This is a genomic window from Flavobacterium silvaticum, from assembly GCF_012911565.1.
In the GTDB taxonomy this organism is placed as follows: domain Bacteria; phylum Bacteroidota; class Bacteroidia; order Flavobacteriales; family Flavobacteriaceae; genus Flavobacterium; species Flavobacterium silvaticum.
Genome location: NZ_JAAMPU010000103.1, coordinates 26,353 through 43,953 on the forward strand (window position 1 = coordinate 26,353; position 17,601 = coordinate 43,953).

The following is a 17,601-nucleotide window of genomic DNA, read 5'->3' on the forward strand; positions in this document are numbered from 1 at the left end:
TCGTTTTATTCGGGAATATCTTCTTCGTCAGCTTCCGATAACATTTTAAGATGTTCGAGGGCGCGCGGCCAAGTCTTTTCGAAAAATTCAAAGTATTCCGGATCTATGTCCATTTCTACTTTGAGAGTGGTCCCGTTTCCATTTTCGGTAAGCGTATAATTTTCTTCAGAGCCTTGGAATGCCTGTACTTTTTCGCTGTCCAGATCTTCCTTTCCGTCTTTCATTTCGCCAATATGTTTGAAAGACAGATATTCCGGTTCGCGGCTTTGGGCAATTTCAGAAATCATCCCGTCCCGGTTGACATCTAGAAAAAGTACACGGCTGCCTTCGCGCCAGTCGGTTTCTATAGTTGAGCCCGGAGCAAAAGCCGATGTCCATTTTGGATAGGTCTCATCGCTCCATAAGGTTTTCCATACTTTTTCGCGGGATGCGTTTATGCTGATTTCAAATGTTTTGTGTTCCATGATACTTAGGGTTTCCTTAAAAATACAATCTGGATTTCGGACAACCTATGGTTTTTTCGGAAAATGTTCTTGAACCTGAAAATCATGTAATGAAACAGTCAGTTTGATAAATTCGTTGGTTTTGGGATATGCTAAAAGAGGAGCACGAGTTTAATCAGAATGAAATAAAAGTTACTGTAAATAAATTTGTCCAAATGCTTGCACATTGCAAATAGCGGTGTATTTTTGCATCCGCTCAGGTCGATTAGCTCAGCTGGTTCAGAGCACCACGTCGACAACGTGGGGGTCACTGGTTCGAACCCAGTATCGACCACAAACTCCGTTTGAGAGTTATCGAATGCAAAGCCGCTTCAATGTTGGCTTTGCATTTTTTTATTGCGGGAAAGCAGGTCTTAGGTTCGTTTTATCAGATTTAACAATTGAGGCATTTTTCATGTAATTGCATGTGCCTAGAAAAATGTATTTTACCTTCAGGGAAGGGGCGGATGTGTCCCTACACAAACCGGCGGAAATATTGGTACAGAAAAAATGTACATAATGTTAAATTTTCCAGATGATTATAACTCATTTTCTTGCTTGTTTAAAGAAATAAAAAAGCCCCAGCGTTAATATCGCTGAGGCCATTGTAATATTAGAATCTGAAAAACTTTTACATATTCCGTCGATATTGCCCGCCAACTTCAAATAACGCCTCCGTAATCTGTCCCAACGAACAAACCTTAGCTGTTTCCATGAGTTGTTCAAAAATATTGCGGTTGTGGATTGCAGCTTCCTGGCACGCCTCGAGCAATTCGTCTTCTTTGCCTTTGTTGGCGGCATGAAGCTGTTCGAGCATATGGATTTGGTATTGCTTTTCTTCTTCGGTCGCACGGATCACTTCTGCCGGAATCACGGTTGGTGAACCTTTGGAACTCAGGAAGGTGTTAACGCCGATAATAGGGAAATCACCATTGTGCTTCAACGTTTCGTAATACAACGATTCTTCCTGGATTTTCGAGCGTTGGTACATGGTTTCCATAGCGCCCAGAACACCTCCGCGTTCGGTCAATCGGTCGAATTCCTGAAGTACCGCTTCTTCGACAAGATCCGTCAGTTCTTCTATGATGAACGATCCCTGTATCGGGTTTTCATTTTTGGCAAGGCCGAGTTCTTTGTTGATGATAAGCTGGATCGCCATGGCACGACGCACCGATTCTTCTGTCGGGGTTGTGATGGCTTCGTCATACGCATTGGTATGAAGTGAATTGCAATTGTCATAGATCGCATACAAAGCCTGGAGCGTCGTCCGGATGTCGTTGAAGTCGATTTCCTGTGCATGCAACGACCGGCCCGAAGTCTGGATATGATATTTGAGCATTTGTGCACGTTCGTTCGCCCCGTATTTGTTCTTCATCGCCTTGGCCCAGATTTTTCGCGCCACCCGGCCGATTACGGCATATTCCGGATCGATTCCGTTCGAAAAGAAGAACGACAGGTTCGGCCCGAAATCATTGATATTCATGCCACGACTGAGGTAATATTCCACGTAGGTAAATCCGTTGGCAAGAGTAAATGCCAATTGAGTGATTGGATTAGCGCCCGCTTCTGCGATATGATAACCGGAAATAGAGACTGAATAAAAGTTCCGGACGTTCTTTTCGATAAAATATTCCTGGACGTCACCCATCATCCGCAAGGCAAATTCCGTAGAAAAAATACAGGTATTCTGCGCCTGGTCTTCTTTTAATATATCGGCCTGGACCGTTCCGCGAACCTGGGTCAGCGTTTTGGTCTTGATTTGCTGATACACATCTGCCGGCAGCACTTCATCGCCCGTAACACCCAGAAGCATAAGGCCGAGACCATCGTTCCCTTCAGGCAATTCGCCCTGATAGCGCTGACGTTCGGTTCCTTTGAGCTTGTAGATTTCGGAAATTTTGTTTTCGACCGTATCCGTCAGGTTATGTTCACGGATATATTTCTCGCAATTCTGATCGATGGCCGCGTTCATGAAAAAAGCAAGCAGCATAGGCGCCGGCCCGTTTATCGTCATCGAAACCGAAGTCAGCGGATGCGATAAATCAAAACCCGAATACAATTTCTTGGCATCGTCAAGGCAACAGATCGAAACACCGGCATTCCCGATTTTGCCATAAATATCCGGACGCAAATGCGGGTCGTTTCCATATAAAGTGACCGAATCAAAAGCGGTCGACAATCGTTTCGCAGGCATTCCTTTCGAGACATAATGGAAGCGCTTGTTCGTTCGTTCCGGCCCGCCTTCACCCGCAAACATACGTGACGGATCTTCGCCTTCGCGCTTGAAAGGATACAAACCGGACGCAAACGGGAATTCACCTGGAACATTCTCCTGAAGGTTCCATTTTAAGATATCGCCCCAGGCTTCGTATTTCGGCAAGGCCACTTTTGCAATCTGGGTATGCGACAACGATTCGGTATGGGTCGCGATCTTGATTTCCTTGTCGCGGACTTTGAATGAATAGACCGGATGTTTGTATTTGTTGACCTTTTCGTTCCAGCCCAGGATGATTTCCCAGTTGTATGGATCGAGGTTTAATTTGACGCGGTCGAATTCTGCTAAAAGCAGATTGATTAACTCTTTATTGTTATTTTTTATTGGGTCGGAGTCAAGACCGAACTTGTTTATTGAAATTTCTTGTCCGGCAACCGATTCAATCGTCTTGAAAATACCGTAAAGCGTCTGGGCGACTTTTTGCTGGGCGGTTGCGGTTGTGTCATATTTTCGGTTATTCTCTGATATTTCGGACAGATAACGCGTCCGGTTCGGCGGGATTACATAAATCTTTTCGCTCATTTCCTTAGAAATCGCAAACGAAGATTCAAGCCCCGATTTTGTTTTTTCGTGGACTTTATCCATCACGGCCTTGTAAAGCGAATTCATTCCCGGATCATTGAATTGGGAAGCGATTGTCCCGAAAACCGGCAACGTATTTACGTCGGCATCCCACAAATTATGGTTACGCTGGTATTGTTTCTTGACGTCACGCAAGGCATCGAGTGCGCCGCGTTTATCGAATTTGTTGATGGCGACGAGATCGGCGAAATCAAGCATATCGATTTTCTCGAGTTGGGTCGCGGCCCCGAATTCGGGTGTCATCACATACAATGAAACATCGGAATGATCCATGATTTCCGTATCCGATTGCCCAATTCCAGAAGTTTCAAGAATGATAAGGTCGTATTTTGCGGCTTTGAGTACGTCTATGGCATCGGCGACATATTTTGATAGGGCAAGATTCGACTGACGTGTGGCCAGTGAACGCATATAAACCCGTGGGTTGTTGATGGCGTTCATCCGGATTCTGTCGCCCAATAAAGCGCCTCCGGTTTTTCTTTTTGACGGATCTACAGAAATCAGACCGATGGTTTTCTCTGGGAAGTCGATCAGGAACCTTCTGACCAATTCATCTACGAGAGACGATTTTCCAGCACCGCCTGTTCCGGTAATTCCCAGAACAGGAATGGTCGACGTTTCGTTTTCCTTGCGGATTGCATCCATGGTCGGAGCTGCGATTTCCGGGAAATTTTCTGCCGATGAAATGACGCGGGCGATGGATTTGTCATTCTTTTCCGTCAGATGCTTTGCTTCGCCGTTCAATGAATCCCCAACCGGATAATCGGCACGTTTCACCAAATCATTTATCATGCCCTGCAAGCCCAGGGCGCGTCCGTCATCTGGCGAATAAATCCTTTCAATCCCGTATTCGTGAAGCTCCGAAATTTCACTTGGTAAAATCACACCGCCTCCGCCTCCGAAAATCCGGATATGTCCGGCACCTTTTTCCTTGAGCAAATCAAACATATACTTGAAATACTCATTGTGCCCGCCTTGGTAGGATGTCATCGCGATGGCATTTGCATCTTCCTGGATGGCCGTGTTCACTACTTCTTCGACGCTTCTGTCGTGTCCCAAATGAATGACTTCGACACCAGTGGACTGGATGATCCGACGCATGATATTGATAGCGGCATCGTGTCCGTCAAAAAGTGCGGCTGCAGTGACAATTCTTACTTTATTGACAGGAATATATGGTTTTGCTTGTTCCATTTTTAAGAGGATGGGAGAATTTGGGGTGCAATTTACGAAAACGATAAATTAGATTGGGCATTTAGAATTAACAATGAATGATTATCAATTAAAAAAAGGGGGTTGCGGACGTCCCCCCGAACTCCGCAACCCCAAAATAAATTAAATAAAGACTGCTTTTTATTTTTTGAAGATGGTTTTTCTTTCTTTGTGAAGATAGTTGGGATCAATAAAAATCGCTGTCATGGCCAATGTCTCGGCGGCCATCCTTGTTTCAGGGTCAAATGACAAACAGCGATTTATTCACTCATAGTAATGGGAGTGGAGCCGCCTGACATTCCTCAGTGGCAGACGGCAAATTTCCACATTCCCTTATTTTCTCCTTATGAAAGGATTTTTTCTGATGCTGCTATATCTGTTTTGGTAACGCTGGTCGAAGATCGCTATATCGATATAAAAGTGTCAATGGTTCGACGAATCGGATGTTTCAAAACGTCGTTTCATTTGTAGTGATTTGTAAGTTGTTGAATTGCAAATTTTTACGAAAGTTTTTTGTCGTAAATACTCATGTGAAATCATCTTGTAGTGCAGTGATAAACAGGATTGCAAACCGAATGCAACGTCAAAAGACATGGTTGCCAATCTAAAATAAGATCAGTGTGGCACAGAAATATTGCGGGCTTTGAGGTATTCGCTCGGCTTTTGTCCCGTAATGTTCTTAAAGGATTTGATGAATGTGGATCGGCTGCCGAAACCACATTCTTTGGCAATGGCTTCGAGCGTAAGGTTCTTCCAGCCAATGTCGTCTATATGTTCCTTGAAATAATCAACACGATACCGGTTGAGGAATTCCCTGAAACCCATTCCGTATTCCTGGTTGATAAAGGCCGAAAGGACATACCTTGGAATATTGGTATCGGTCACCATTTGCTGGAGCGAATAATCTATATGGAGAAAGGGCTGATTGGTATTGAAAAGCTCTTCTACTTTTTTCCTGCAGTCGTAATCCACTCCCAATACCGTAAGCCCGATAAGTGACGGTGTTATTTCTGTTTCAGATGTAGAACTAAGCGTTTCCCTTACTTCTGATTCGTCATTTGGAATAGTAAAAGCAGATTGCGGAATAAATGCTCCATAAAGTAACTGAGGTCTTATGAATAATTGGATGCAAACCAGAATCACAAAAAAGCCCGTGCAGAAATCGACTATGGAAATATGCCCGATTTTATAAGGCGCCAGAACCGCCAACACCAGAGCCGATACCAGAATGGCACAAATGACCGTATTGATGAGCAGCAGCCATTTTATCAATTCCCTGTTTGTAGCTATGGCGGAATCGGGAAGTGATTTTTTGAAGCGCCAGATCAATCTGTAACTCATAATCACAAAAACGGCCGACCAAATGACTCTGAGGAATGGAAAAACATAGGACGGAAGCATGCCTTCGTTGAATCTGTTGATGAAATCTGTATTTCCGTACAATTGAAGCAGATAGGCTCTTTTTTGTGCCAGAGGCGCCGTATAATACGGTATCAGGTCAATCGCCGTAAGTAAAGGCGCTGCAAAAATCCACAAATCGCGGTAGTTGAACCTTAAATCGTTTTTTACGACAGATCTTATGTAAAGCCACGCGAAAGGCGTAATAAGCAACGTAAATGGAAGCAGGAATTTGTGGTAACGCGGAAAATCCAGATAGAATCGCGAATACAGCAAACAGCCGTTGAGCAGGTTTACAGAAAGGACAAACATCAGGCAGGCCAATAAACGTGTGCTGAGTTTGCCGTCTTTGTTAGCCCATAAAAGTACACAACCTACAACGACTGAAAGTACAAATGACCCGAATTCAAGTATGATGTCAATTTTTTCGATAATTCCGCTGATTTATAAACTATTGATTGGCAGCGGCAAATCTAATGGGAATTCTTTTTCATTTTCAGAATCTATAATTATTTTTTGACTGATTCCAAGATGTTTATATCGTTTCTATATAAGAATTTGATTACAAATGATTTGCACATGAAACATCATCGTCCCCAATCTCAAATCATAATTTTAATATATAGTTATTGGAATCCATTTGTGCTTTGCCGTATTTTCGGAAAAAATAACCCCATGAAAAAAATCCTTCTCCCATTTCTTTTTGTTCCGTTATTTTCGGTGGCCCAGCTCGACGGGCTTATCAATAAAGCCAAAGACGCGGTTTCCGGAACAACCCAAAGTACCAACGGCCTCGATATTGCTTCCGGCCTCAAAGAAGCGCTCGATAAAGGAATCGACAAACAAGTCTCCAAGCTCACGGCCACAGACGGTTTCTATAAAAACCAAGCTGTAAAAATCCTGTTCCCGGAAGATTTGAAAAAAGTAGACAAAGCTCTCAGGAGCGTCGGAATGGGAAATCTGGCGGACGAAGGCATCAAATCGCTCAACCGCGCCGCCGAAGATGCAGTCAAAGAAGCGACTCCGGTTTTTGTATCGGCTGTGAAAAACATGACGTTCACCGACGCTAAAAATATCTTGATGGGAAGCGATGATTCGGCTACAAAGTATCTTCAGAATACCACGACCCAACAGTTGTATTCCAGGTTCAATCCGGTGGTCAAAAACTCGATTGGGAAAGTAGGAGCCGATAAAATCTGGGCGAACATCATCAAGCAATACAACAAGCTTCCGTTGGTTTCCAAAATAAATCCCGACATCAATGATTATGTCACGAACAAAGCGCTCGAAGGCGTTTTTACCATGATCGCCGTGGAGGAAAAGGACATCCGAACCAACCTGAATTCAAGATCGACAGATTTGTTGCGCAAAGTTTTCGCACTTCAGGACAGTAAAAAGTAACAATAAAAATAATGGTAAAATAAACAATATAGTAACCTCTGCTTAACCTAAACCCTTTTGTGTTGCCGGATATTTGCACCGAGAAATAACTGGTTTTCTCATTTGGTTTGGGTTAGTTGAAAAAATTGCCGGCTTGGAACAGGGCCGGCAATTTTATTTTAGAAATGTTCGGTCTGCTTCATACTTTTACCGGCAGATTCGGCCCAATGTCATTCTTTCAAAAACGTATCGATAATTCCGCCCTGGTGCTTTTCCGCATTTGCTTCGGGATTCTCATGGCGTGGCAATCGTTCTGTTATTTACAGAACGGCTGGATCCGACGCAATCTTACCTCGCCAGAATTCACGTTTTCCCACATCGGTATGGAGTGGCTGCAGCCGTTGCCCGGAAACGGGATGAACTGGTATTTCGCCGTCATGGGGATTTCGGCTTTGTGCGTGGCGATAGGTTTCCGATACCGATTTTCGATTTTCGTGCTCACGTTTCTCTGGTCCGGTATTTACTTTATGCAGAAGACGGTTTACAACAACCATTTTTACCTGCTGATACTAATCGGATTATTGTTGCTGTTCATGCCGGCAAACGCTTATGCTTCACTCGATGCCCGAAATCCAAAAATTAAAAGCCTGTCGATGCCTGCCTGGTGCGGTTGGGTCATGATCTTGCAAATGGCAATCGTATATTTTTTCGCATCGGTCGCCAAATTATATCCGGGTTGGCTCAACGGAAGTTATGTCGCCATCGTCTTGACGCGGTATTCACATGTGCCCGGGCTTTCCTTTTTCGCCGATCACTGGTTCCATGTATTTATCGCGTGGACCGGAATGTTGTTCGACCTCATCGTAATCCCGATGTTTTTGTTCCGACGGACAAGATTGCTGGCACTTTTGGCCTCGATTCTCTTCCATACGTTCAATTTCTTCACGCTCAAAATCGGCATCTTTCCATTCCTGGCGCTCAGTTTCGCCGTTTTCTTTTTTGAGCCCGAATCGATCCGGCGGGTTTTCTTTTGGAAGAAGCCGACGTTTGTTTCAGATGTTGAGCCGCCGATTTCCATCCGCAACAAAAACGTCCTGCTGTACTTTTTCCTTCCGTATTTCATCATCCAGCTTATCCTTCCGATACGTCATTGGTTTATAAAAGGCGATGTGTTGTGGACAGAGGAGGGGCACAGACTCAGTTGGCGCATGATGTTACGTCATCGAACGGGGTCAATCGTTTTCCATGTAATCGATGCCAAGACCGGACAACCGATTACGTATGATGTCACGGCCCATCTGACACCGCGCCAGTTCAAAAATATGCTTGGGCATCCGGATATGATTTGGCAGACGGCACAGCATATTAAGTCAGAATTCCAGAAACAAGGTACGGAAGTCAGGGTTTTTGTCGATGCACTTTGCTCGGTGAACAAGCAGCCATCACGTCTGTTGATAGACAGAAAGGTGGATCTGGCCCATGCCGACTGGAATTATTTCGGGCATTGCGACTGGATTTTGCTCTATCCGGAAACGTCGGATTAAATTTCCAAAAAAATAGTTAAATCACCCTTGCACGACAGTTGTAGTTTACGTAGTATTGCATCGCAATTTAGAATTGATTTAAATAAAAACAACCGTGCGTTCCCTGCGTCTTCTTTTATTGGTTTTGCTTGTCGGATTTTGTGCCGATAGTGCGTTCTCACAGCAATGGAGTACCGATTTCGCATCGGCATCTGCAGAAGCTAAAGCGCAAAATAAAAATATCCTGTTGGTTTTTTCAGGTTCGGATTGGTGTGCCCCTTGTATCAAACTCGATAAGAATATCTGGCAATCCGAGGCTTTCAAAGCCGATTCAGAAAACTGGATTCTCGTAAAAGCCGATTTTCCCAAGAAAAAATCCAATGCGCTTTCTCCCGAATTGACACAGCAAAATGCCGGGTTGTGTGATAAATACAACCTTGAAGGCAATTTTCCGCTTGTCGTTATATTGACCCCAGAAGGAAAGGTTTTGGGTAAGACGGCCTACAAAGAAGTTTCGCCAGAGGCGTATATTTCCCAATTACATGCTTTTGTAAAATGAGGAAACTGCTGATTCTTTTTCTTGTCGGATGTTCGGCAAACAGCTTTTCACAGGTCGTTCGCCAACGTACGGTTTTGCTTATGGGAAGCCGGTTCGATATCACGATATCCGCAAAAGATTCGCTGTCGGCAGAAAAATATATTGATGAATGCATCGCGGAGGTAAGTCGCATAGAGAACCTGTTATCTGATTGGAAAAGCGACACCCAGGTTTCTGAAGTCAATCGAAATGCGGGAATTAAGCCGGTCAAGGTGGATAAAGAAGTTTTCGAACTGACCAAACGGGCCTTGAATTTCTCGAAAATAACAGATGGTGCTTTCGATATCAGCTTTGCGGCCGCCGAAAAAATCTGGAAGTTCGACGGATCCATGACCAAATTGCCATCTGCCGAAGCCGTAAAAGAATCGGTTAAGAAAATCGGTTATCAGAATATCATTTTGGATGAGCAGCATTCCACCATATTCCTCAAACTTCCCGGAATGAAAATCGGGTTTGGGGCGCTTGGCGAAGGATATGCCGCAGACCGATGCAAGGAACTCATGATGGCGAAAGGCGTTCCTGCGGGAATCGTCAACGGATCGGGCGACATGAATACGTGGGGCACGCAACCGGACGGCACACCATGGACCATCGGGATTACCAATCCGCTGAACAAGAATAAGGTGTTTGCCGTCATGCCGTTGCGTGACAATGCTGTAACCACTTCTGGCAGTTATGAGAAATTCGCCATGATAGACGGCAAGCGATATGCCCACATCATCAACCCAAAGACAGGTTATCCGGCAACCGGCCTAAGCAGCGTGACCGTTTTTGGCCCGAGCGCGGAAATGGCCAACGGATTCTCGACATCACTTATGGTGATGGGAAAAGAAGCCGGATTGTTTTTAATCAACCAATTCCACGACCTTAAATGTGTGATGGTGACAGATACAGGTGAAGTTTTCGGATCCGACAACGTAGAATTAATACCGAACAAAAAGTGAATAAACTACTATTCTTTGGAATGATAACCGCACTTTTTTGCTCTTGTACAGCCGTAAAGGAATACGAAAAGCAATATGTGAACGATCCGGAAATGGCTTTAAGCGACAAGAATTCGGCTCGTTATGAAACCAATTTTCAGGTATATCGCGAAGGTGCTTCGGGTGCTAATGGCGGAAAAACAGGTGGAGGCTGCGGATGCAATTAAACTATTTTTATTATTTATTGATATTGTTTACTGTAGGGGCGAATAGCCAGCAGGATTCTACCGTGGTTTTTAAAAAGCGTGTGCTTGAAACCACCGAGGTTGAATTGCTCGGCAGTTATTACAAACAGGAAGGCGTGCATTCAGCTGTCGGTGGCGGTTTAGGGACAGAAGAATTAACCGATGCGACTTCTGATATAGTCATTTCGGTTCCGCTAAACGATGATGATGTGTTGACTTTCAACGCGGGTTTTTCGGCTTACACGTCTGCTTCTTCAGGAAACATCAATCCGTTTTTTACCGATGGAACCAATATGAATCCGACAGGCGCATCACGTCGAATGTATTCTGCGAATCGTGATGACGACGACGATTATGAAGGTTCGGAGGACGGCTCGTTGCCATACGGAAGTCCGTGGATACAATCTACCGGGGCTTCGAACAAAGACGTTTTGGTTTCAGGCCGGTTGGGTTACAGCCATAGTTCGGACGACAGGAATTCGGTCTACCGCGCCCATGTTTCGGCTTCGACGGAATACGATTACGGCTCGTTCGGTTTTGGCGTCGGCTACACCAGGTTATTCAATGAAAAGAATAGCGAACTAAGTTTTGATGCATCTGCTTATCTCGATAAATGGAAACCGATCTATCCGACTGAACTCCACGAATATGCCACATACGGAAGCAACTTCCTCGACAGCGGTTATTTTAACGGAGTCACCGTTTACGACCAGAATGGGGAAGCTAACCGCGATTATTTCCCGATTAATTTCACAGAGTTCGATGCTAAAAACCGCAATTCTTATTCGTTTTCGATCGGCTTTAGCCAAATATTGACCAAGAAGATACAAGCCTCGGTTTTTGTTGACATCTTATACCAGCAAGGCTTGTTGTCTACGCCGTATCACCGTATCTATTTTGCAGATCGTGCCAATTATTATATTGGAAAAGTCCGGTATATCCCGGTTTATGATTCCAGCCAGAATCTTGGAGTTTACAGGCTTGCGGACGATGTGGAACGATTGCCGGACACCCGTTTCAAACTGCCGGTCGGGCTCCGGATGAACTGGTATGCGACCGACTTTCTGATCCTGCGTGGCTATTACCGTTTTTACTTTGACGATTGGGGAATTTTGTCGCATACGGCATCTGTTGAATTGCCGTTGCGTCTGAGCCAATCGTTCACGTTTTCACCAATGTACCGGTTTTACACCCAGTCGAAATCCGACTATTTCGCAGCTGCCGACCGTCATTTTTCATTTGAGCAATACTACACATCGGACTATGACTTATCGTCTTTTGACAGCCATCAACTCGGATGCGGGCTTACGTATACCGACATTTTCCAGAAGTTCAAAATCGCTCATCTTGGTCTCAAAAACATCGATTTACGCTACCAGCATTACGAACGCAATGACGGGTTATCGGCCGATATCATGACACTCGCTTTAAAATTCATTCACTAACCAAATATTCTTTATAACATGCAAAAAAAAGTTCTTGCCATAATTGCCTCGGTTTTCCTGAGCGCTATTTTCCTGGTACAATGTAACAGCAACGACGACAATGGTTCTGCCGATCCTGTCATCGGAACATGGAAACTTGTAGAAGTAACCCAAAATAGCCAGCAAGTTGCGGTTAGCAGCTGTGATTTGATGGAGATGTACATCTTTGGGGGCGATCAGTTTTCACATGAAATCTATTCATCGGCTTCAGGACGTTATGCAAATGTTGCACAGGATGACGACGATGATGAGGATTCGGATGATGAAGAATCAGACGACGAGGAATCTGATGATGAAGGTTCTGACGACGAAGGTTCAGATGACGAAGGTTCAGATGATGGAGAAGATGACGGAACCGATGATGGCGGTACAGGTGGCGGTGTTTGCGTCCTGACCGAAACCCAAATCGGAAATTGGGTAAATACTGGCGCGGCTTACACGTTGGAGCAAAATGGAAGCACCCAAAATCTTCCGATTCATTTCACAGACAACAATACCCGTTTCTATTATGAAGTAACCGTTGGAGGTACAACGACTCGCTATATTTTTCAACGTCAGTAACACAAAATATTGAAATCACCAAAACCGCCAAAATCCGGCGGTTTTTTTATGCGAGTTTTTCCTGGAGCTGACGGAAGTACGGAAGGGCTTTAAGCAATCGCGATCCGTACCAAGAAAACATTTCGCCGTCTACAAAAATGGTTTTGGCGTGATGTGTCGACCGACCTATTTCAAACGCATCTTCATCTTTGAACGGATAAGGTTCAGATGATAAAAAGATCAGTTCCGGATCGCCCTGTATTCGCAATTTCGGAACGATGACTTCCGGGTAACGGCCGCGGTCTTCATAGATATTCGTAAAATGGTTGAGCCGCATCATCTCATTGATGAAATTGTCTCCGCCAGCCGCCATATACGGATCTTTCCAGATGAAATAGGCTGATTTTCTCCAAGGCTTACCAGTCATGAAACGGTTAAAATCGGCTAACGTAAAAGTAAGTTTGTCAAGGATTTTTTTGGATTCCGTGCGGCAATTGAACAATTCGCCAAAGTCTGAAATCATTTGGGAATTCATGGCGATATCACGTACATCGGTGACCCAAACGGGGCAGATTTCGCTTAACGAGTTTACGATTTCCTCTGTATTTTCTTCTTTGTTCGCAATGATGATGTCAGGTTCGAGCAGCCTGATTTTTTCGATGTGTACTTTTTTGGTTCCGCCGATTATCTTCTTGGTCGATTTGAAATGATACGGATGCACACAGAATTTGGTGATACCCACGATGTTTTCTTCCAGACCGAGGTCATACAGCAATTCCGTTTGTGAAGGAACAAGAGATACAATCCGTTTTGGGTTTTGTTCAAACGAATGCAAAGTGCCGAGTTGGTCTGTAAAAGTTATTGGCATTATAATGTGTTGTATTTGAATCTCGTGAGTCTTTTGAAATAACGGAATCGGTTTACTTTGATTTTTTCATGCAGCGCTTTCAGGTTCCGAAGCGTCTTTCCGGAAAATCAATCGAATCAAAAATGACATCTTTATTCATCGCCGTTTTTCTGTTTTGCACCGGAACCATTCAGAATCATCAATCGCCATCTGTTCCATCTTCCCATATCAATCGGCACAAATTTACATTAAATCAATGCGAAGGAAGTCGCGAATCTGCCACAAATCTGCCAAAAAACCAATCCAAAAAGATTCACGTCGGCTACAATTCAAACATAGAGCTTCTGCTGCTGAGCAATCTTTTACTCAGTTACGACGATTTCAATTCCGACCAGACTTTCGTGATTGACGAAAAGCCGGTCAGGGTTAAAGATCTTTATGCACTGAACCTCAAAATCGCCAATGAGTTCAAATCGTTTTCAGGTTCGGCGAACCTTGCCATCATCAAATCGTATTTCGATAAGGATTTCTACCTGCATTATTCCAACTTTGTGCTTGGCCTTGATGATTTTCCGAACGCTACGGTTTCTGCCGAAACCAAATCCATGGATCGTTTTTCCTCAATAGAAGGCGCACAGAAGTTCGTAACTGCCCTGAATAATCTATATACAGAAATTTCATTTGACCGATATCTCAAAAAATACAAACCGTATTATGATGAGATGGAGAAGGAAGTGACCCAAAATATTCCCCCCGAAAATTTCATTGAAAAAATGGAGCATCTGTTTGACAAAAGTGTTGGTCATTACAGACTATATCCGAGCCTGACCATGCCTTTCAGTTCCGGATTTGCTGTGGGTACAGATGACAGCATCGGGAATATTTTTGGCAGTTTTGATATACCGGAAGAAATCAATAACCTGGGTAAGTTGGATTTGGGATTCAATAACCGTTTGTCGCTTCGGACTATTTGTATCCATGAATTCGGGCACCCTTTCGTGAATCCGGCAATAGATAAAGTTGACCAAAAAATCATTGATTCCAAAGCCTATATGTTCGACCCGATAAAGAATAGTATGTCCGCGCAAGGATATAATCAATGGAAAATCTGCCTTTACGAACATTTCGACCGTGCCAATGAAGTCATGATCGCAAGGCTTTTGGGAGATGAGACAAAGGCAAAGTCCATTTTGCAGGACAATGTGGAAAACCGGTCATTCATCTATCTGCCCCAAATCATGGAAAAACTTGATTTCTGGTATACCAATGAGTTTCCAAATAAGACTTATGGACAGAAAGTTGCGGAAATTATCCAACAATTACATTGAAAAGCGCCAGATTCTGTCAGGTTTTATGATATTACAAACACTTGCAAATTTCATCAATAATACTATCTTTAGGTAACTAAAAAGCTATCGATGAAGAAATTTTTGCTGGTGCTGCTCCTGATCTCTTTAGGTAGCCAGGCTCAGGAACTTAAACCGGGTTTCGACCAGTTCGAATATCTTCAATTGTTGCGGGCTTATGCCAGATGGGGAGATAGCACATACTACAAACAAATACCCGAAAGCCGTACGTACAAAAAGAAAGGGCGTAAATACCGTTCGGAAGAAGTCGGTTTTATGAACAGCTGGGAAATGTATGAAACACCTTCACAGACCGTAATTTCCATTCGCGGTTCCACGGGCGACCAGATTTCTTGGATGGCGAATTTCTACTGCGCCATGGTACCGGCCATAGGAACCATGAAACTCAATGACAGTACGTCTTTCGATTATCATTTCGCCGATCATCCGCAGGCCGCGGTTCATATAGGCTGGGCGGTATCGGCTTGTTTCCTGTTACCTGATATTGTCCGGAAGATTCATGACAGATACAGTAAAAACAGGAAGGATTTTATCATTTTCGGACACAGCCAGGGCGCGGGAATCGCCTATTTCGTGACGGCCCAGCTTAAGTATTACCAGCGTATCGGCAAACTTCCAAAAGATATACGGTTCAAGACCTATTGCAGTGCGGCCCCAAAACCGGGGAATTTATTTTTTGCGTACGATTATGAGGCTTCGACCCAGTTCGGATGGTCGCAAACGGTCGTGAATCCCGCAGATTGGGTGCCTGAAGTTCCCGTCACGGTTCAGAACGTCCAGGATTTCAGCACGACGAATCCGTTTAAGTTAGCCGACAAAATGATCAAGGAAGCACCGTTTCCGAATAACATCATCATGTCTTATCTGTATAAACAATTGACGCGGAACAATAAAAAGGCACTCAAAAAGTACAAGTTGTTTTTGGGAAGAGTCGCTTCCAGGATGGTTTCAAAAAACCTCAAAGGCTTCGAACCTCCTAAGAATTATTACGAATCAACCGATTATTCGCGTTGCGGAACACCCGTAATTTTAAATCCGGATGAAGAATATTACAAGAAATTCCCGGATAATGACAGCACGCTTTTCGTCCATCACGGCATACTTCCGTATTCTTACCTTACCGAAAAACTGAAACTTTAACGCGAAAGGATTCCGGCCATTTCCGTTTGTACCGACAGGGCTTCACGTCTGGCTGCTTCTGCGAAATCTTTTTCTGCCGATGCATAGATTACAGCCCGCGTCGAGTTGATTAGAAGACCGACATTTTCGTTCATTCCGTATTTGCAGACTTCTGACAAACTTCCACCTTGCGCACCGACACCGGGAACGAGCAGGAAACTGTCTGGGATGATTCGTCGGATGCCTTCAAAATATTCGGCTTTGGTTGCACCTACTACGTACATGAGGTTTTCGGCATTTTTGTAGGTTTTTGAGGTTTCTATGACTTGTTTGTATAACTCTTTCCCATCCAAATCTTTGGTCTGGAAATCAAAAGCGCCTTCGTTTGAAGTGAGCGCCAAAAGAATGGTATGCTTATCTTCAAAAGCCAGGAAAGGCTCGACAGAATCTTTGCCCATATAGGGCGCAACCGTAATCGAATCGAACTTCATATCGTTGAGGAAAGCCTTGGCGTACATGGCCGACGTGTTTCCAATGTCGCCGCGTTTGGCATCGGCAATCGTGAAAATCTCAGGATAGTTTTCGTTGAGGTAATTGATGGTTTTTTCAAGCGACCGCCAACCCGGAATTCCGTAGGCTTCGTAGAATGCGATGTTCGGTTTACAGGCAACCATCAAATCGTGGGTCGCATCGATGATGGCTTTGTTGAAGACGAAAATCGGGTCTTCTTCAGCCAGTAAATGTTTGGGTATTTTGTTTAAATCAGGATCGAGGCCGACGCAGAGGAAGGAGTTTTTGCGGCGGATTTCGGAAATAAGGAATTCGGTGGTCATGAGTCGTGTTTGTGACGCAAAAATAATTAATAATGAATGATTAAAAATGTATAATTGCAGTCAACGGGGTTTTCGCGATTTCTTCCTGCCGGATTGCGGAATCAGATCCTGCAATGACGGGTCGTCCATATATTTTTCGAAGATAATGTCAACTGATCCTGAATTTTGGATAGGGTTGAACCCAATATCCAGTAGCGACTGGGAAATAATCTGCATGTTAAGGGAAAAACCGGAGAGATAGCTCGCATATTTTTCGGCATCGGCAGAAACGGCCTGAAGTTTTTCTTTGTATGTAATTATAAACTGGCGGAATTCTTCTAATGTCATATCCGGAAGTTGCTTTAATTGCTGCACTTTCCTCAAATAATCTTCAGAAAACGCGTAATAGCCAAAAAGTTTACGAATGTCTTTTTTATGGAAAGCTACCAATTCATCGATGTTTGCAAAGGTAGTGTCGCGAACGTTCCATGCCGTTTGGAAGTATTTAGGCTGATTGATATCGATGATTACCGATGCCGAAAATAATTCCGGTTTCTTTTCTGGTTTTCTGATAACCAGTGTTCGATCGCTGAGAGCTACGATTTTTTCAATGGCATATTTCTGTTCCGATTGGGGCTTTTGGACAAGTTCAGGTGTAAGTTTACAACTTTTGGCGCTGTCGTTGGAAATCGTGAATTCAATAAGCCCACTGCGATTGATCATAAACCACTTCCCATTCAGGCTTTGTGCCGATGTAGAGATGCATATCAAAACGAAGAATACTACAGTTATTGTTTTCATTACCTAGTGTGAT

15 protein-coding genes and 1 tRNA gene are annotated in these 17,601 nt (G+C 44.0%); 10 read left to right on the plus strand and 6 right to left on the minus strand.

The features are described from left to right. Positions 1-5 precede the first annotated feature (5 nt). Positions 6-464, minus strand: coding sequence for an SRPBCC family protein (locus G6047_RS07175; protein WP_169526829.1), 459 nt, complete (start codon positions 462-464; stop codon positions 6-8). Positions 465-702: 238 nt separating this feature from the next. Here G6047_RS07175 and G6047_RS07180 point away from each other — a divergent pair. Further along, positions 703-777, plus strand: a tRNA-Val gene (locus tag G6047_RS07180). A gap of 336 nt (positions 778-1,113) precedes the next feature. Here the strand turns inward: G6047_RS07180 and G6047_RS07185 are convergent. Together G6047_RS07185 and G6047_RS07190 are read right to left on the minus strand one after the other, a co-directional pair. Beyond that, the gene (locus tag G6047_RS07185; RefSeq protein ID WP_169526831.1) at positions 1,114-4,533 is read right to left on the minus strand and encodes a methylmalonyl-CoA mutase family protein; all 3,420 of its coding nucleotides are present in this window, start codon (positions 4,531-4,533) and stop codon (positions 1,114-1,116) included. Positions 4,534-5,166: 633 nt separating this feature from the next. Beyond that, complete coding sequence (locus tag G6047_RS07190) at positions 5,167-6,261, minus strand: helix-turn-helix domain-containing protein (protein ID WP_169526833.1); 1,095 nt, start codon at positions 6,259-6,261, stop codon at positions 5,167-5,169. Between the two features lie 363 nt (positions 6,262-6,624). On the opposite strand from G6047_RS07190, the gene G6047_RS07195 reads away from it, so the two are divergent. From G6047_RS07195 to G6047_RS07225, 7 genes are all read left to right on the plus strand, one after another. Next, positions 6,625-7,350 carry a DUF4197 domain-containing protein gene (locus tag G6047_RS07195; RefSeq protein WP_169526834.1) on the plus strand — a complete coding sequence of 242 codons (726 nt, stop codon included), beginning with the start codon at positions 6,625-6,627 and terminating at the stop codon, positions 7,348-7,350. Between the two features lie 206 nt (positions 7,351-7,556). Further along, positions 7,557-8,873, plus strand: a complete 1,317-nt coding sequence (locus G6047_RS07200) for an HTTM domain-containing protein (RefSeq protein ID WP_169526836.1) — start codon at positions 7,557-7,559, stop codon at positions 8,871-8,873. 94 nt (positions 8,874-8,967) lie between these two features. Continuing rightward, positions 8,968-9,411, plus strand: a complete 444-nt coding sequence (locus G6047_RS07205; protein WP_169526838.1) for a thioredoxin family protein — start codon at positions 8,968-8,970, stop codon at positions 9,409-9,411. Further along, complete coding sequence (locus tag G6047_RS07210) at positions 9,408-10,394, plus strand: FAD:protein FMN transferase (protein ID WP_211165400.1); 987 nt, start codon at positions 9,408-9,410, stop codon at positions 10,392-10,394. The genes G6047_RS07205 and G6047_RS07210 overlap by 4 nt, the downstream gene beginning before the upstream one ends. Positions 10,395-10,414: 20 nt before the next feature. Next, entirely contained in the window at positions 10,415-10,600 is a 186-nt protein-coding gene (locus tag G6047_RS07215) for a DUF4266 domain-containing protein (RefSeq protein WP_169527103.1), read from the plus strand. Then, positions 10,591-12,063 carry a DUF3570 domain-containing protein gene (locus G6047_RS07220; RefSeq protein WP_169526840.1) on the plus strand — a complete coding sequence of 491 codons (1,473 nt, stop codon included), beginning with the start codon at positions 10,591-10,593 and terminating at the stop codon, positions 12,061-12,063. The genes G6047_RS07215 and G6047_RS07220 overlap by 10 nt, the downstream gene beginning before the upstream one ends. 18 nt (positions 12,064-12,081) lie before the next feature. Next, positions 12,082-12,663 carry a hypothetical protein gene (locus G6047_RS07225; protein ID WP_169526842.1) on the plus strand — a complete coding sequence of 194 codons (582 nt, stop codon included), beginning with the start codon at positions 12,082-12,084 and terminating at the stop codon, positions 12,661-12,663. Between the two features lie 46 nt (positions 12,664-12,709). Here the strand turns inward: G6047_RS07225 and G6047_RS07230 are convergent, their stop codons facing one another. Further along, entirely contained in the window at positions 12,710-13,510 is an 801-nt protein-coding gene (locus G6047_RS07230) for an ABC transporter substrate-binding protein (protein WP_169526843.1), read from the minus strand. A gap of 122 nt (positions 13,511-13,632) precedes the next feature. Here G6047_RS07230 and G6047_RS07235 point away from each other — a divergent pair, with 122 nt between their 5' ends. Both G6047_RS07235 and G6047_RS07240 read left to right on the plus strand, forming a co-directional pair. Further along, complete coding sequence (locus G6047_RS07235; protein WP_169526844.1) at positions 13,633-14,817, plus strand: DUF4932 domain-containing protein; 1,185 nt, start codon at positions 13,633-13,635, stop codon at positions 14,815-14,817. Positions 14,818-14,907: 90 nt separating this feature from the next. Then, positions 14,908-15,996 carry a lipase family protein gene (locus G6047_RS07240; protein WP_169526845.1) on the plus strand — a complete coding sequence of 363 codons (1,089 nt, stop codon included), beginning with the start codon at positions 14,908-14,910 and terminating at the stop codon, positions 15,994-15,996. Here G6047_RS07240 and pyrF read toward each other — a convergent pair. Both pyrF and G6047_RS07250 read right to left on the minus strand, forming a co-directional pair. Then, positions 15,993-16,808, minus strand: coding sequence for an orotidine-5'-phosphate decarboxylase (gene pyrF, locus G6047_RS07245; protein WP_169526846.1), 816 nt, complete (start codon positions 16,806-16,808; stop codon positions 15,993-15,995). The two genes, G6047_RS07240 and pyrF, sit on opposite strands and share 4 nt — an antisense overlap. A 60-nt stretch (positions 16,809-16,868) precedes the next feature. Further along, on the minus strand, positions 16,869-17,588 hold the full coding sequence (locus tag G6047_RS07250) for a hypothetical protein (RefSeq protein ID WP_169526848.1): 720 nt from the start codon (positions 17,586-17,588) through the stop codon (positions 16,869-16,871). Positions 17,589-17,601: the final 13 nt, after the last annotated feature.

Bases quoted from the DNA above. Each gene is read 5' to 3' on its own strand.
- G6047_RS07235 (WP_169526844.1), top strand. From the start codon at position 13,633: ATGACATCTTTATTCATCGCCGTTTTTCTGTTTTGCACCGGAACCATT.
- G6047_RS07220 (WP_169526840.1), top strand. From the start codon at position 10,591: ATGCAATTAAACTATTTTTATTATTTATTGATATTGTTTACTGTAGGG.
- G6047_RS07195 (WP_169526834.1), top strand. From the start codon at position 6,625: ATGAAAAAAATCCTTCTCCCATTTCTTTTTGTTCCGTTATTTTCGGTG.
- G6047_RS07215 (WP_169527103.1), top strand. From the start codon at position 10,415: ATGATAACCGCACTTTTTTGCTCTTGTACAGCCGTAAAGGAATACGAA.
- G6047_RS07185 (WP_169526831.1), bottom strand. From the start codon at position 4,533: ATGGAACAAGCAAAACCATATATTCCTGTCAATAAAGTAAGAATTGTC.
- G6047_RS07210 (WP_211165400.1), top strand. From the start codon at position 9,408: ATGAGGAAACTGCTGATTCTTTTTCTTGTCGGATGTTCGGCAAACAGC.
- G6047_RS07190 (WP_169526833.1), bottom strand. From the start codon at position 6,261: ATGTTTGTCCTTTCTGTAAACCTGCTCAACGGCTGTTTGCTGTATTCG.
- G6047_RS07250 (WP_169526848.1), bottom strand. From the start codon at position 17,588: ATGAAAACAATAACTGTAGTATTCTTCGTTTTGATATGCATCTCTACA.
- G6047_RS07240 (WP_169526845.1), top strand. From the start codon at position 14,908: ATGAAGAAATTTTTGCTGGTGCTGCTCCTGATCTCTTTAGGTAGCCAG.
- G6047_RS07175 (WP_169526829.1), bottom strand. From the start codon at position 464: ATGGAACACAAAACATTTGAAATCAGCATAAACGCATCCCGCGAAAAA.
- pyrF (WP_169526846.1), bottom strand. From the start codon at position 16,808: ATGACCACCGAATTCCTTATTTCCGAAATCCGCCGCAAAAACTCCTTC.
- G6047_RS07200 (WP_169526836.1), top strand. From the start codon at position 7,557: ATGTCATTCTTTCAAAAACGTATCGATAATTCCGCCCTGGTGCTTTTC.
- G6047_RS07230 (WP_169526843.1), bottom strand. From the start codon at position 13,510: ATGCCAATAACTTTTACAGACCAACTCGGCACTTTGCATTCGTTTGAA.
- G6047_RS07225 (WP_169526842.1), top strand. From the start codon at position 12,082: ATGCAAAAAAAAGTTCTTGCCATAATTGCCTCGGTTTTCCTGAGCGCT.